The organism is Synechocystis sp. PCC 6714 (genome assembly GCF_000478825.2).
Taxonomy (GTDB): domain Bacteria; phylum Cyanobacteriota; class Cyanobacteriia; order Cyanobacteriales; family Microcystaceae; genus Synechocystis.
This window is the reverse complement of sequence record NZ_CP007542.1, coordinates 898072-912420: the sequence shown is the minus strand read 5'-3', so window position 1 is coordinate 912420 and position 14349 is coordinate 898072. Positions and strand designations below refer to the sequence as shown.

Below are 14349 nucleotides of genomic sequence, written 5' to 3'. Positions count from 1 at the left end.
CTGTACGTCGATTCTTGTTGCAAATACTTCTTAATTAGCTAGGAGGAATTAGTGTAGGTAGTTGTAGGGGGCTTTGTCTATCCAAAAAACGGCCACAGTGATCCCAAAACGGACTTTTAGTTGAGAAAAATCCCTAAGCTCACGGGAAAAACCCTTTATTTGCTTAGCATCCATTGCTTAGGGCTTATACCAAACTGTTTGCGAAACGCTGCAGAAAAATGTCCTAAATGGGTATAACCGACGCTATTGGCAACTTCAGCGACGGTGTAATTGCCCTGACGGAGTAATTCTTTGGCCTGGTAAAGGCGCTGTTGCGTCAGATAACCAATCACAGATGTACCGAACAGTTCTCGAAAGCCACGGCGGAGAGTGCGATCACATAACCCCACCTGCTGGGCCAACTCTAAAACGGAAGATGGTGTTTCAAGCTGAGCCATTAGCCTTGCCCTTGCTTCATAAATACGCTCAACGGTAGCAGGTTTAAGGGTGGTGGGAGAGTTCACCATTCCCTGGTCGGCCATAATGCCATCTAGCTGAAGCGATAAAAGTTCAAACACCTTGGCCTGTAGAAAAATTCGTCGCGTTACCCCGTGAAATGGGCATTGAAACATTTGTTGGGCCACGGTCCGCATTTCAGCGGTGATGACGGGAAACCAAGCTGTTTTCCACTCGTCCGTTTTGAGCAAAGCTTGGCCTAGGGATGGGGATTGCCCAGCTAAAAATGGCTCTAAAACCTGGGGCTGAAGGTGTACATTAATGCCCTGAAAATGGCGCAATCTACCATACCGAGCTACGTAGCCGGGGGAAATGCCACTACCGGAAAAATAGCCCATTTTTGCGCCCAGGGTAGGATAGGTTTCGTCATAATCCACTGCACCGGACAATAAAATGGTGAACTGTACCAAATGCTCATGGGCTGGCATCTTCAGTGCCCAGGGCTGGGTAAATTCTTTATCAATTAAGTCCAACCAAATCCCCGAAGAAAGCTCAAAGCGCCGGGTGTGACCATGGCCTAAATAGGTAGGCAGTCGGCAATTAGTTTCGTAGTTATCCACCGGCTGACGGGCTTGACCCTCAAAACGTTCAAACTCAGGGGAGAGTTGACAAAGTTCATTGTAGTCTGACTCGGAAAGCAACAGGGTCATAGGCAGGAACTGGGTTAAAAGCGCTGCAGCACATCTAAAACAATGCATTGACTCATTATTTTACTTCTAATGAAAATTATTCTCAAATAAATTGAGCTATCAGCAGATTAAAACCATCATCAAAGTGTTCCGTAACCTGAATCATGACTGTCCCTATGCCGACCACTTCATTGCCCTGCGTTTGCGGTGTATGCCCATATTTCAAATCGTGCTTGAGACGATAACTCCACCTCCAATGAACCGTAGTGGTTATGGCAAAACACCTCAAACTCTTCCATTGCAAACTGAAATGCTTCATCCGAAAGGAGCCAGCATAACCCATAGGCTCGTGACCTATAGAAACCCAGTAATTCTTGAATCGGGTTGCTTACCGTCCATTCCTTGGCTATCCAGTAATTACACTTATACCCTTTATTCACTAAATATTCCTCTACATTAATTTCGTTGATTGTTTTAAGTGACTGTTGTAAGGTTTGCTGCTCTTGATATTTAGACAAGATAGTTTTGAAATGCTTCTCAAATTCCAGACGTGCGGGTGGAGTAACCCATTGAGCATTTAAATAAAAACCTTTTGGTTTCAGGACACGATCAATCTCATCCAAAAATATCCCTAAGTCGGAAACAGCATGAAGCATATGAACAGTTAGCACTACGTCAAAGCTTTTCTCAGGAAAAGATAGTTGTGAGGCATCTCCATAAATCAGTTTTAGATTCGGAGGAATGTGAGGCAACTTTTGACGAAACTGGTTAAGCATTTCCTGAGAAACATCAACACCAGTTACGGAATAGCCACGTTTTACCAAAGGAAAAACATTGAGCCCAGTTCCTACACCAGGCTCAAGGAAAGTAGTTTCGGGGGTTGCCTTCACTAAAGCAAGAATAAAATCTGCAACCTCTTCAGCGATGGGCTCTGTCAACCAGCGAGTTTGATCGTAAATATCGGCAATTTTGCTGTAATAAACATTTTTTTTCATTTTTTAAAACTCTATCTTGGATAATCAGAAAATTTCACAGCTACCGACGACGAGGCCAATGGTTGCAGTGAGTAAATTGAAGGGGCGGAGCACTAAAATTAGTATCCCCACCGCAATCAATGAGGCATTACAAAATTTTTCCTTCGGACGGACTATAACCCTCCAGAGAATTCGCTCCAAGGGACGGGGAATTCAACCCATTAGGCATTAAAATTTCACGCCGATTTTACCCACCACCGTAAAGGGCGCTCCGGGGTAGGTACTCAAGTCAAAACCATTGGATGCAGATAAATATTGGGAGTTAAACAGGTTTTCAATGTTTAATTGAAGTTCCCAGTTTTCTCGCCGGTAAAAGACAGCGGCATCGGTGCGGAAATAACTAGGCAAAACAAAGGTATTGTCCAAGTCTCCTTGTCGTTGATCAACATAAAAGAGTCCCAACCCAAATCCCAGACCTTGTAAATCCCCCGATTGGATTTCATAGGTGCTCCAGAGACTGAACTGGTTGCTGGGAACGTTAGCCAGAGTATTGTCCACAATATCGGTGTTATCTTGGCTGACAAAAGCATCAAGGTAGCTATAACCGGTGACAATGTTCCAGCCCGGTAGAATTTCTCCCCCGAGGTAAAGCTCAACCCCTCGACTGGTTTGTTCCCCTGTTTGAATGGTGAATAAAGGATTGGCGGGGTCAATGGTGGGAACGTTTTGTTTTCTGATGTCAAAAGCGGAAAAAGTTACACTTAGTTTATCGGTAATATCAGCCTTAACTCCCACTTCAAATTGACGACCGGTTTGGGGTTCAAAAGTGGAACCGTCGGCGTTAAGGGAAGCGGCAAAGGAAGGATTAAAAGAAGTGGTATAGGAACCGTAAAGGGACACTGTGGGGATTGGTTGATAAATAATACCGACCCGAGGCGTTAATTTGTCATCTGTTTGGTTAAATTCTTCCCTGGGATCAGTTATGGATTGGGTTGAGCGATTTTGGGTGGCCGTGTCATAGCGGAGGCCCACCAATAGCTTGAGATTATCAAACAAATCCATTTGATCCTGCAAGTAAACCGCAAAACGTCTGACTTCATCATCCCGGAAAAATTCTGGGGCAATGAGGAAAGGGGTATTAGTATAGACCGGATTGAAAACATTAATAGGGGCAAAGGCGTTGCTGAATTGAAACTCCGGGGTTTCCGTATCGTTGCGGTATTCTACTCCGAATAAGACTTGATGCTTAATGGGCCCGGTGGTGAATTTTCCTACCAGTTCTGCGTTGGTGAAAAAGCGTTGATAGTTGCCGCCAGCGTAATATTCAAATCGGTTTAACTCACCGGTTTCTGCGTCAAAAAAGTCAAAGAGGGGCGCATAGCGAACGGGGGCATAGGCCAAGTATTGCATGGCATGGCGGAGCTTGAGATTTTCATTAAAGTCGTGATTAAACGTGTAACCAAGGAGATATTGATCCTGTTCAAATTGACTAAAACGCTCTCCCAAGAATCGATTGCGGGGCAAATCGGCAATTTCCGACGCGGGGATGCCCTCATCTAATGTTTCTCGATTGGCGGTATATTGCCCGTATAGGTTTAATTTGGTGTTCGGGCCGATATCCCAAGTTAATGTGGGCGACACAACCCAAAGATTACCGTTGACAAAGTCCCGAAAACTGCCTGAAGTTTCATAGGAAACATTGAGGCGATAATTAACTGTGTCAATGGCTTCGGGTAATAGTGGGCCGGATAAATCCACATCTAAACGATAGTCGTTATAACTGCCCAGGGAAACGGCGACATTGTAATAGGGCTCGTCCAAAGGTTTTTTGGAAATTAGATTAATCGATCCCCCAGGTTCCCCGGCCCCAAAGACAATGGAGGAAGGCCCTTTTAGCACTTCTATTTGTTCAATGTCATTGGTGTTTAAGGGGCCTAGGGATTGATAGGGAATACCATCGCGAAAAATACTTCCTTGAACAGGGAATCCACGAATTAAAAAACCAGGGCCAAAAACACTGGTGCCTCGACCACCATTGGGACTGACCCCTGGCACAGTTTGGAGGGCTGGCCCCAATTCGGTTACGTTCCGGTCTTGTAAGACCTGTTGGGGCACAACTTGAATGGACTGGGGAATGTCTAGTAGAGGAGTATCCAACCCTGTGGCGGTGGAGGCGCTGGGCACAAAGTAGCTAGATTCCTGTTGCCCTTCTTGGGTGGCCACCACTTCAATTTCCGCTTCTGGAGTTTCGGGGGCGATTGCCGTGGATGATGGGGTTAGGCTCAGCACCAAATTACGATCAGCAGAACTTACTTCCACTTCGGGAATGTTGTTGTCGATGCCGGTCACGGTAATGCGGACTAAGTTATTTTCCCCTTGGGCAATGGCGATCGCCGCAATTTGGGGGCTAGGGTTTTCCTGTTTAAATTCTCCGCCGGGAATATCCAACAAGGCATTGGTCAATTCAATGATCAGCAGATTATTTTGGGGATAGATGAGGGGCTGGAGCGGAGTGGGGGAATTATTTTCCAGTTTGAGTTCTAGGCCTTTTTCCGTGGGTTCAAGGTTAATCCCTGTGATCAGGGTTGAGCCCACCTGGGCTTGTATTTGGGGCACAACTCCAGGACGATTCACTTGGGCCAGCAGGGGCAAAGGCATTGCCAGCCCAGAAAATAGACACAATGAAGCTAGGTTTAAGTATACTTTTTTATTCATAGTTAGTCCTCACACACCAGAACAATAAATCTGTTAATTAGTCGGGTTCTTTATTACCCTTTAGTTTTTTGGCGTAGTGGCGATCGCCAGGGAAACCCCCTTAATTTGGCGAACTTCGTCCATCACCTGCACCACCAGGCCATGGTTTGCCTGCTCATCGGCTTTAATTACCACTAAACTGTTGGCATTACTTTTGGCTTTGGTCAGAATACTTGTCCCTAGATTTTCTATGGGTATAGATCGACCATCCAAGAAAAGCTCACCGGATTGTTTAACAGTTAAAATGAACTGAGGATTAGGTTTGCTTTCCGTGGTTTGGGCCGACGGCAAATTAACGGACAGGCCATCGGAACGACTTAAATACAAGCTAGAGATAATGAAAAACGCCAGAATCGAGAAAATTACGTCAATCATCGGGATGATGTTGATTTCGCCCTGACTCTCCGCTTCATCGGGAAGTCGCATATTCTTTTTCCTCTGGTTGATCATGGAAACGACGGTACACCAATTCGATTTGCCCGGTTTGCTCCTGTATTAAGGCGAATTGGCGCAGATATAGGGAACGGAAAACATTGGCAAACAAGAGGGTTGCAATGGCCACCACTAATCCCATAACGGTGGAGACTAGGGCCTCACTAATTCCCCCGGTGACCCCCGATGCATTGGCGGCCGTAGTATTGCCTAAACTCATGGAAGAAAAAGAACGCATTAAGCCTAAAATCGTCCCCAACAGGCCTAAAAGAGGGGAAACGGTGATAATTGTCTGAAATAGGGTATTAAATCGCTTTAAAAGCGGCAATTCAGCTTGGGTGGCACTTTCCAGGGCTAGACGAAATTCCGTTGGTGTGGCCCCTTCCAAACACAGAGCTTCGAGGAAAATCCGGGCCATGGGTAGGTCAGCATTCTTTTTGAGAAGGGCGATCGCCCCTGGGGGATTACTGCGATAAAGCTTAAGAACGTCGTCAACCAGCCGATTTTGTCGTAACTGGATTTGGCTCCAAAAATAAACACGCTCAATAATCAGGGCCACAGCTAATAGGGAAAAGCCGAGGAGTGGAATCGCCACAATTCCCCCGGTCATAAGAATTTTTACCAATGCAATGACCTCTTGGGTTTACTCAACATAATTAAGAGTAATTCTCATCTAGCTCCCTTGCCTAGCTAGAATAATAATTGATAACTATTTTCAATAAATTATACCAAGGAGCAATAAGCTTTGCTTAACAATGAATCAGTTTATCGGCTTAAACTCTTTAAATTAAGGGGTTTATCAGCTTTGTTTAAAGTAAAAAGGGGGGACGGGGATGTTTAATCTACCATGGGAGAGTCTATAATATCGTAGCTATTAATAATAATCTTTCACATAATAGATGCAGTTAAAGTGGAGCTGAGGTCTACCACAAATGTCTATCTATGTAAAAAAATCCATGTCAATGTCTCCTTTTTGCCTTACGCAACGGTCCCAGCAATACCAAAACAGCCAAAAAATTATTCTGGTTGGTTCCGCCTGTTCCCTATTGGTTCACGGGGCGATCGTTGGGTTTTGGCGATTTCCCTTGCCGGCTGAAGCCCCCACAGTGGAACCCATTGAATTTATTGTGGTAGACCCTTCCCCTGCCCTTGAACCAACGCCACCACCATTAACCAAGCCGAAAGTTGAATCCCTGCCAAAGATTTCTCCTCCACCTCCACAGGCCACCAGTAGTCCGATCGCCGCAACGGTTTCGCCGCCATTGCAACAGGCCATCACGCCCCCCCCTCCGACGGTCAATCCCGTACCCAATAGGGTCGTGGAAAATCCAGTACCTTTGCCTGAGCTACCATTACCAGCACCCAGCACTCCGATCGCCGAAGCTGTTTCACCACCATTACCCCAGGCCATTACTCCGCCCCTTGCGACGGTCAAGCCCCTACCAAATACAGTGGTGGAAAGTCCAGCCTCTTTGACTAGGGCACCCCAGAGCACCGTTCGTGTTCCTTTTACTGCCGTTGAAACACCGGAGTTTGCCCCCATTCCTGAGCAACCCGCCTTTGCCGCCGTCGGAGCTCGCCCCACAATCCCCCAAAGCCTAGCCAATTCATCAGCCCCACAACCCGTTTTAAGTCGACCTGGGGCCGCCGCTTCTCCCCAGAGCAATGCCGCCGCTAATCAGGGGCTATTTTCGGCGATCGCCAACATCAATCCAGTCAGCCAGGGGGCCGCGCCCATCAAACCAGGCACCGCCACTAAACCCATTGCTAGTTCCGGTAATCAATCCCGCCCCAAATTGGGTTCCGGTCAAGGCACCACAGAGCGCCCCGGCGATCGTAATTCCGGGCAAAACGTCGGCCCCATTGCAGCCAATCCTGTAGCTAGCAGTGCCCCTCCCAGGCCCCCAGCAACTCCAAATCCCCCGGCTAAACCAGAGCCCCTTAGATGTATTAGCCAGTGTCGACCCAGCTATCCCTCCGCACTCCAGGGGGAAGAAGGTAGCGCAAAGGTATTAGTTTCCGTTGATAATGGGGGAAATGTCACCAGCGTCACCATCACCGATGCCCATGCCAACGGCGAGGTTAACCGTCAGGCCCTCCTGGCCGCCCGACAAATGAAGTTTACGGCCCCCACCGGAGGTCAGTCCAAATCAGTCCCCGTGGTGATTCACTTTACCGTTGCTGGCTCAGACTTCGATCGCCAAGCCCGGGAGCGACGGCAACAACAAGAGGAACTGCGCCAGGCCGCCCGCAGAGCGGAAGAGGAAAAGGCCAACCAAGCCCGCCAACGGCAATTGGAGCAGGAACGTCAAGCCCGTCAACGCCAGTTAGAAAAGGAAAGGGAAGAAAGATTGAGGCAGTTATCGGTGGAGTCGGCCCCCAGCCCAGCGGCCAAACCATCCCCTCCTCCCATTCCTGAGGTGAAACCATCCTCTCCCCCTAGCCCTAAGGTTGAATCCTCTCCCCCTCCAGCGCCGAGCATTGAACCGGAAGTTCAATCGGAAAATTCCAATTCCGATGCGCCGGCAGAGCTCTGATCTTCCTTGGGATTCAGTCAATTTTTCCTCAAAGTTTCTGTCCAATGATGTCTAAATTTTTTTCAATTGGTTTATTTGTTAGTGCTATTTTCGTTCTCGGGCCATTCTCATCCCAGTCCTTGGCCGCTAACTTAACTCTCCCCGACGGTTCCAAGTGTGAAGGGGAAATTGCCAATGGTGCCCTCAATGGCCAAGCAACCTGTCAATTTGCCAATGGCGATCGCTATGAAGGGCAATTTATGAATGGCGAAAAAAAAGGTCAAGGAAAATATACCTTTGCCGACGGGGGCTACTTTGAAGGAATTTTTGAAGATGATCAAATTGGCGGCCAAGGAATACGGGTTTATCCCAGTCAAGACCGCTATGAAGGGGCATTTGTCCAAGGTCAACCCCATGGTCAAGGGATTTACATCACAGCGGAGGGTCTGCGATACGAAGGGGAATTTGTTGATGGTCAGCCCATGGGCAAGGGCACTTTTACCTACGTCAATGGCGATCGATGTTCAGGCACCGTTGTGGAGGGGGAATTGGACGGCCCCGGGAGTTGTGAGTACAACAATGGAGATAAGTATGAAGGCAATTTGAACAATGGCCAGCCGGACGGGGAAGGGGTTTTTCGTTTTGCCGACGGTGGACAGTACGAAGGGCAGTTCCAAAATGGACAATTTTCTGGGCAAGGCACCCGCATTTTTGCCAACGGGAATCGTTTCCAGGGGGAATTTAAACAGGGGGTCCCCTCCGGCCAAGGGCAATATAGCTTCGCCGATGGCAGTGGTTATCAGGGGGATGTTCAAGGGGGCCAGCCCCAGGGGCAAGGCATTTATACCTTTGCCAATGGCAATCGTTACCAAGGTCAATTCACGGCGGGAAAGTTTGAGGGCCAAGGGGCATTTATTTTCGCCAATGGCGATCGCTGTCAGGGGCAATTTAGCAATAACCAGCTTCAGGGCATGGCCACCTGTGACTATGCCAATGGCGATACTTTTGAAGGAATTTTTGAACAGGGCAAGAAGAATGGCAAGGGCGTTTATTCCTTTGCTGATGGTACCCGCCTAGAGGGGGTGTGGAAGGATGATCAATATCAAAGTTAGCTTTTGTCTGCTCTTGATCGTGCAGTCAGAGTTTAGTTTAAGCAACTGATTAAAGCTCAAATTTTTACTTCTATAGTCGTTTTTAGTAAGACTGAGACATTAAAATTCACCGAAAAGCTTGTCAATAAAGACTTAAGCAGTCTCGCAATTATTTGAAATGACTATATTACTTGTAAAAACTTTATTTCCATCATCTTTTTCTCCAGTTCCTCAACCCCTTTTTAATCAGCATTAATGTTGCTCTCACCCCAGTCTAATCGACAAATTTTAATGGCCTATCTGAGTCCCCAGTGGGGGCAAGTGTTGGCCTTGGCGAGCGCCTTGGGGGGGAGTATTGTCCTGCAGGTGCTTAACCCCCAGATTTTGCGCTATTTCATTGACACGGCCCTGGCCGGAGGGCCCCAACGGGTGTTAGTGGTCGCAGCATTGGGATTTATGGCGATCGCCGTTGTGCGTCAGGGGTTAGAAATTATTGCCACCTATTTCAGCGAAACCGTTGCCTGGACTGCCACTAATAATCTCCGCTTGAACCTGGCCCAACACACCCTAAACCTGGATCTGAATTTCCATAAAAGCCACAACTCCGGTGAACTCGTGGAACGCATCGATGGGGACGTGGATGCTTTAGCTCGTTTTTTCTCCCAATTTGTACTACAGGTTTTGGGCAATGGCTTGCTAGTTATCAGTGTTCTAGGAGTGCTTTGGTTTGAGCAATGGCAGGCCGGGTTGGGTCTGACTTTATTTGCCCTATTGGCCCTAGGCATTCTCAGTTGGTTACAGTCCCTGGCGGTGGAACCCTGGGCAATTTACCGTGGCATCAGTGCGGACTTTTACGACTTCATCACTGAATATTTAAGGGGATTGGAAGATATCCGGGGCAACGGAGCGGTGGGTTACGTCATGGACCGCTTTTATCGACTGATGGGAAAGTGGCTCAAGGCCTTTCACCAAGCACGGTTAACCAGTACTCTGCTGTGGGGGAGCACCGTCGGCTTATTTACGGTGGGCAACGCCGTCGCCCTTGCTTTGGGGGCTTACCTCTGGCGCGTCCAAGGTATCACCATTGGGACAGTTTATCTTTTCTTTTATTACGCCAGTCTGCTCCAGGAACCCATTGAACGTATTCGGGAAGAGCTAGAACAATTCCAACAAGCTGTTGCTAGTCTCCACCGTATTAAAGCTCTGATCCGCTATCCCCCCAAATCCAACTCGGGCAAAGCCAAGACCCTGCCGGACGGCCCCCTTTCGGTGCGGGGGGAAGGGGTCTGGTTTAGTTACCCAACCACCAAAGCTTTAACCCCAAAGGATATGGGGAAATTAGCACAGGAATGCTTCGACCCTGGCCAGGCGGACAATAATCAACATTGCCGTTACGCCCTACAGAATCTGACTTGGCATCTTCCTCCGGGGCAAGTTCTTGGACTTCTGGGCCATACAGGTAGTGGCAAAAGTACATTTGCCCGACTTTTACTCAATTTTTATGATCCTCAACGGGGTCACATTTATCTTGGCGGTGTCAATCTAGGGGAGATATGCCGCCAGGATTTCCATCACCGGGTTGGTTTTGTCACCCAAGACGTGCAACTGTTCCAGACTTCCATACGCAATAATCTGACATTTTTTAATCCACATATCCCAGACCAGAGGATTTTAGAAGCCCTTAGTTACCTAGGACTAAAGCCTTGGTTAGCCACATTACCCAAAGGACTAGAGACGGAATTGGGTACGGATGGCGGGGGATTGTCCGCGGGGCAAGCTCAATTGCTCGCTTTTGCCCGGGTATTCCTGAAAAATCCTGGTTTGGTCATCCTCGATGAAGCTTCTTCCCGGCTGGATCCTATGACGGAACAGTTAATTGATCAGGCCATCAATCGATTATTGGAGCATCGGACAGGGGTGATCATTGCCCATCGCCTGAAGACAGTGGAACGGGCGGACCAAATTTTGATTCTAGACCGGGGAAAAATCCTGGAATATGGCGATCGCCTATCCTTGTTGGCCAATCCCCAGTCCCATTTTAGGCAATTACTCAAGCACTCAAATCTAGATGAAATGAGGGGAAAGGATTGACTTCTCAAACATTACATTTGTTACGACACCGACTAATTTACCCGGCCATGGCTTTGCTGATGGTGGCATTGGTAATGGCCTGCCAAGGTCAACCCCCAGGGGAAACAGGGCAAAAAACAGCCGATTGCCCAATGGGGAGCCAAGCGGTGGACCAGAGTTGTGTACCAACCGAAATTAAACGTCTCATTACCTTAGATGGGGCGGCCTTCGAGTATGCGATCGCCCTTGGCCTGGAGCCGATCGCCACGGTACCCAGCAATTTTCAAACCCAACTGCCAGGTCTGATGAATAATGCTCAAAATATTCAAAATATCGGCAAGGGGGAGCAACCCAATTTAGAAGCAATTTTGGGGGCAAGTCCCGACTTAATCGTGGGGCTAGATTCCCACCAAAGTATTTATCCCCAACTCCGCCAGATTGCACCGACGGTACTAATTCCATTTGAACATAGTGGAGAGTGGAAAAAAGTTTTTGTCTCCATGGGCACCGCTCTTCACCAGCAGGCCGCCACCCAGTCAGCGTTGGAAGTCTATCAGGCTCGCTCGGCGGATTTTCGGGCCCAAATGGGCGATCGCCTTAATAATTTGCAAGTTTCCGTCATTCGCCTCTATCCCGACGGCATTAACCTCTATCTGAAGGATTCATTTTCTGGCACCGTGCTGCAGGATGCAGGCCTAACCCGTCCCCCGTCCCAAAATATCAGTGCCGCAGAAGCCCAGCAAAAGTTTGGTAATCCCATTCAGGCCAGAATTAGCCGGGAAGTGTTAGAGCAAGCTGATGGGGATGTAATTTTCCTTTGGACAGGGGAAAACACCTCCCAAGCCAATCAGGAAGCACAAAAACGATTGCAAGAACTACAGCAAGATCCCCTCTGGGGGCAACTTAAGGCCGTCAGAGCCGGCAAAGTTTACGAAGTGCCTAGCTATTGGATTGGCAGTGGACCGATCGCCGCCAACGCCATCCTCGACGACCTATTCAAATATCTTGTGGGAGAAAATTAACCCAATGGCAAAACATATTTTAGTGGTTTGTAAAGCCTGTGGTGCTAAAGCAGAAAATGACGATTCCAACTCTCCAGCAGACGGCATTTGTTTGCTAAATAAGCTCAAAGAATTACATCAACAGTGGCACCGCCAAGAGGAACTACAAATTGAGACCACTTCTTGTTTATGTATTTGTGACAGACCCTGTGCAATCGCCTATGTGGGCACCCATAAACCTACTTACCTTTTCGGAGATTTAGATCCAATCAATAGCGGTGAAGACCTAATTCGTGCTGCCGAACTTTATCTCGACAGTGAAGATGGCATGGTTCCAGCCTATAAGCTACCAGAAGGATTACGTCCTTGCCGGATTGCCCGCATTCCCCCTGCGCCCTAGCTATATTCACAGGTCTTTTTACCCACACTTTTTAACCCCTATGTCTTAATTTTTCTGCTCCCATGCCGTCCATCTATCAACTGCTCTGGCAGATGATCCGCTATGCCCAGAAACTTTATTGGTTAGACACCATATTATGGCTGTTTATTTTGGGATTGCCCATAGTGCCAGGATTACTGATTCGTCAGTTTTTCGACACCCTCACTGATCAAACCAAAATCCATGAATCTCCCTGGGTTTGGATTGCTCTATTTTTAGCGATAGGGTTAGCAAGAATGGCGGCAATTTTTAGCGGAAGAGTAACTAAAACCCAACATCGTTTTTTGATGAGTGGATTGGTGCGACATAACTTATTACGGGGATTATTACACCGTCCGGGAGCGGCATTGACCATGGAAGGCGTTAACGGACAAAAAATCTCACCGGGGGAAATTCTCAGCTACTTTAGGGATGATGCCTTGCAAATTGAAGACACCGTTGTTGGCACCAACGAAATCTTTGCCGCTGGGGTGTTTGCCGTGGTTTCTGTGGCCCTACTGTTGAGCGTCAATAGAGAAATGACCTTGCTGGTTTTTCTTCCCCTATGCCTGATTGCCGCCCTTGTCCACCAAGCTGAACATCGTCTAAAGGGTTACCGTCGGGCCAGCAGACAAGGAACCCAACAGGTAACCGGATTCATTGGGGAAATGTTTACGGCTGTGCAGGCTATCAAGGTCGCTGGGGCCGAAACTGAGATGTTAGAAGAGCTAAGAAAAAGAGGCGATCGCCGCCGCCGTTTAATGGTGCGAGACCAGGTTTTCAATGCTATCCTCAATTCCGGTTTTGCAAACACTGTTAGTATTGGCACCGGAATAATTTTACTTTTAGCAGCCCAAAGTCTTGGTCCCCAGGGCAATTTCACCGTTGGGGATTTCGCCTTATTTGTTTACTATCTTTCTTTTGTTACTGATTTTTTGACATTTTTTGGTGGTTTTCTTGCTTCCATCAAACAAAGTGAAGTATCCCTTGAGCGCATGGCGACCCTGATAAGTGGAGTATATTCATCCTCTTCGGAGATTAGTAAATCAAATTTATTTTCCCTTACCTCCCCCCAACCCCTTTACCTCAAACCCATCTTGGGTTCCCAACCAGCTTTACCGCCCCTGGCTCCCCTAGCCCCCTCTGACCCCCTGGAGGAATTAAGCGTAGAAGGACTTGTTTACCACTATCCAGGCACCAACAATGGCATCACTGATCTGAGTTTTGACCTACGGCGGGGAAGTTTAACGGTAATCACTGGACGGGTTGGGTCAGGCAAAACGACCCTAATTCGGGCTCTACTGGGTTTACTGCCCAAGCAGGCAGGCAAAATTGTTTGGAATGGCCTAGAAATCCAAGAACCAGCCACTTTTTTTGTCCCCCCTCGGGCCGCCTACACTCCCCAGGTTCCCCAGCTTTTTAGCACTTCTCTCAGGGAAAATTTATTACTGGGAATAGATGCTGAAATTTCACCGGAGCGATTGAATGAGGCGATCGCCACTGCTGTTTTTGATCGAGATTTGGCTATGATGCCCCATGGCCTTAATACCCAAGTGGGGACAAGGGGAGTTCGACTTTCCGGTGGTCAAAAACAACGGGTCGCCGCCGCTCGGATGCTGATCCGTGAACCGGAATTACTGGTGTTTGATGACCTTTCCAGCGCCTTGGATGTGGCCACTGAACAAAAACTATGGCAACGGTTATTCGACCGCACTAAAAAATCCGATCATTCTCCCCACTACACAGCAACTTGTCTGGTGATATCCCATCGTCCATCCATCATAGAGCGAGCCGACACCATCATTCTGCTGGAAGCAGGGCGCATTAGCTTTTCCGGTACCCCGTCCCAATTCAGCACAAAGATGAACCATCACAGGAAATATTTCTAAGATTTTTCCGAACTCCAGTGGATAGGGAAAAAGTGGGGAAAGCCCCGGGTTTGGCGGAAGACTATTCCCGTTTTCTCCTT

Annotated in this window: 11 protein-coding genes; 6 read left to right on the top strand and 5 right to left on the bottom strand. The window is 48.0% G+C overall.

The genetic code is table 11. The features are described from left to right. Window positions 1–155 precede the first annotated feature (155 nt). From D082_RS04065 to D082_RS04045, 5 genes are all read right to left on the bottom strand, one after another. Window positions 156–1145, bottom strand: a complete 990-nt coding sequence (locus D082_RS04065; protein WP_028949024.1) for an AraC family transcriptional regulator — start codon at window positions 1143–1145, stop codon at window positions 156–158. A 167-nt stretch (window positions 1146–1312) separates the two neighbouring features. Continuing rightward, window positions 1313–2119 carry a class I SAM-dependent methyltransferase gene (locus tag D082_RS04060; RefSeq protein WP_028949025.1) on the bottom strand — a complete coding sequence of 269 codons (807 nt, stop codon included), beginning with the start codon at window positions 2117–2119 and terminating at the stop codon, window positions 1313–1315. A 207-nt stretch (window positions 2120–2326) separates the two neighbouring features. Then, window positions 2327–4813 (bottom strand): TonB-dependent siderophore receptor, encoded by a 2487-nt coding sequence (locus D082_RS04055; RefSeq protein ID WP_028949026.1) that lies wholly within the window; start codon window positions 4811–4813, stop codon window positions 2327–2329. Window positions 4814–4873: 60 nt separating this feature from the next. Further along, window positions 4874–5278: a biopolymer transporter ExbD gene (locus D082_RS04050; RefSeq protein WP_238546827.1), complete on the bottom strand. Its 405-nt coding sequence runs from the start codon at window positions 5276–5278 to the stop codon at window positions 4874–4876. After that, complete coding sequence (locus D082_RS04045) at window positions 5262–5894, bottom strand: MotA/TolQ/ExbB proton channel family protein (RefSeq protein ID WP_028949028.1); 633 nt, start codon at window positions 5892–5894, stop codon at window positions 5262–5264. The genes D082_RS04050 and D082_RS04045 overlap by 17 nt, the downstream gene beginning before the upstream one ends. 346 nt (window positions 5895–6240) lie before the next feature. On the opposite strand from D082_RS04045, the gene D082_RS04040 reads away from it, so the two are divergent. From D082_RS04040 to D082_RS04015, 6 genes are all read left to right on the top strand, one after another. Next, the gene (locus tag D082_RS04040) at window positions 6241–7821 is read left to right on the top strand and encodes an energy transducer TonB (RefSeq protein WP_051738915.1); all 1581 of its coding nucleotides are present in this window, start codon (window positions 6241–6243) and stop codon (window positions 7819–7821) included. Between the two features lie 47 nt (window positions 7822–7868). Beyond that, complete coding sequence (locus D082_RS04035) at window positions 7869–8912, top strand: MORN repeat-containing protein (RefSeq protein ID WP_081857607.1); 1044 nt, start codon at window positions 7869–7871, stop codon at window positions 8910–8912. Window positions 8913–9146: 234 nt separating this feature from the next. Then, complete coding sequence (locus D082_RS04030) at window positions 9147–10982, top strand: ABC transporter ATP-binding protein (RefSeq protein WP_028949030.1); 1836 nt, start codon at window positions 9147–9149, stop codon at window positions 10980–10982. After that, window positions 10979–11983 carry an iron-siderophore ABC transporter substrate-binding protein gene (locus tag D082_RS04025; protein ID WP_238546826.1) on the top strand — a complete coding sequence of 335 codons (1005 nt, stop codon included), beginning with the start codon at window positions 10979–10981 and terminating at the stop codon, window positions 11981–11983. The genes D082_RS04030 and D082_RS04025 overlap by 4 nt, the downstream gene beginning before the upstream one ends. A 4-nt stretch (window positions 11984–11987) precedes the next feature. Continuing rightward, on the top strand, window positions 11988–12362 hold the full coding sequence (locus D082_RS04020) for a DUF1636 family protein (protein WP_238546825.1): 375 nt from the start codon (window positions 11988–11990) through the stop codon (window positions 12360–12362). Window positions 12363–12424: 62 nt separating this feature from the next. After that, a complete protein-coding gene (locus tag D082_RS04015; RefSeq protein ID WP_028949033.1) occupies window positions 12425–14269 on the top strand; it encodes an ABC transporter ATP-binding protein in 1845 nt (614 codons plus the stop codon). Window positions 14270–14349 lie beyond the last annotated feature (80 nt).

Coding starts and splice junctions, on each gene's coding strand:
- D082_RS04065 (WP_028949024.1), bottom strand. CDS start 1,145: ATGACCCTGTTGCTTTCCGAGTCAGACTACAATGAACTTTGTCAACTC.
- D082_RS04030 (WP_028949030.1), top strand. CDS start 9,147: ATGTTGCTCTCACCCCAGTCTAATCGACAAATTTTAATGGCCTATCTG.
- D082_RS04055 (WP_028949026.1), bottom strand. CDS start 4,813: ATGAATAAAAAAGTATACTTAAACCTAGCTTCATTGTGTCTATTTTCT.
- D082_RS04020 (WP_238546825.1), top strand. CDS start 11,988: ATGGCAAAACATATTTTAGTGGTTTGTAAAGCCTGTGGTGCTAAAGCA.
- D082_RS04045 (WP_028949028.1), bottom strand. CDS start 5,894: ATGACCGGGGGAATTGTGGCGATTCCACTCCTCGGCTTTTCCCTATTA.
- D082_RS04060 (WP_028949025.1), bottom strand. CDS start 2,119: ATGAAAAAAAATGTTTATTACAGCAAAATTGCCGATATTTACGATCAA.
- D082_RS04035 (WP_081857607.1), top strand. CDS start 7,869: ATGTCTAAATTTTTTTCAATTGGTTTATTTGTTAGTGCTATTTTCGTT.
- D082_RS04040 (WP_051738915.1), top strand. CDS start 6,241: ATGTCAATGTCTCCTTTTTGCCTTACGCAACGGTCCCAGCAATACCAA.
- D082_RS04015 (WP_028949033.1), top strand. CDS start 12,425: ATGCCGTCCATCTATCAACTGCTCTGGCAGATGATCCGCTATGCCCAG.
- D082_RS04050 (WP_238546827.1), bottom strand. CDS start 5,278: ATGCGACTTCCCGATGAAGCGGAGAGTCAGGGCGAAATCAACATCATC.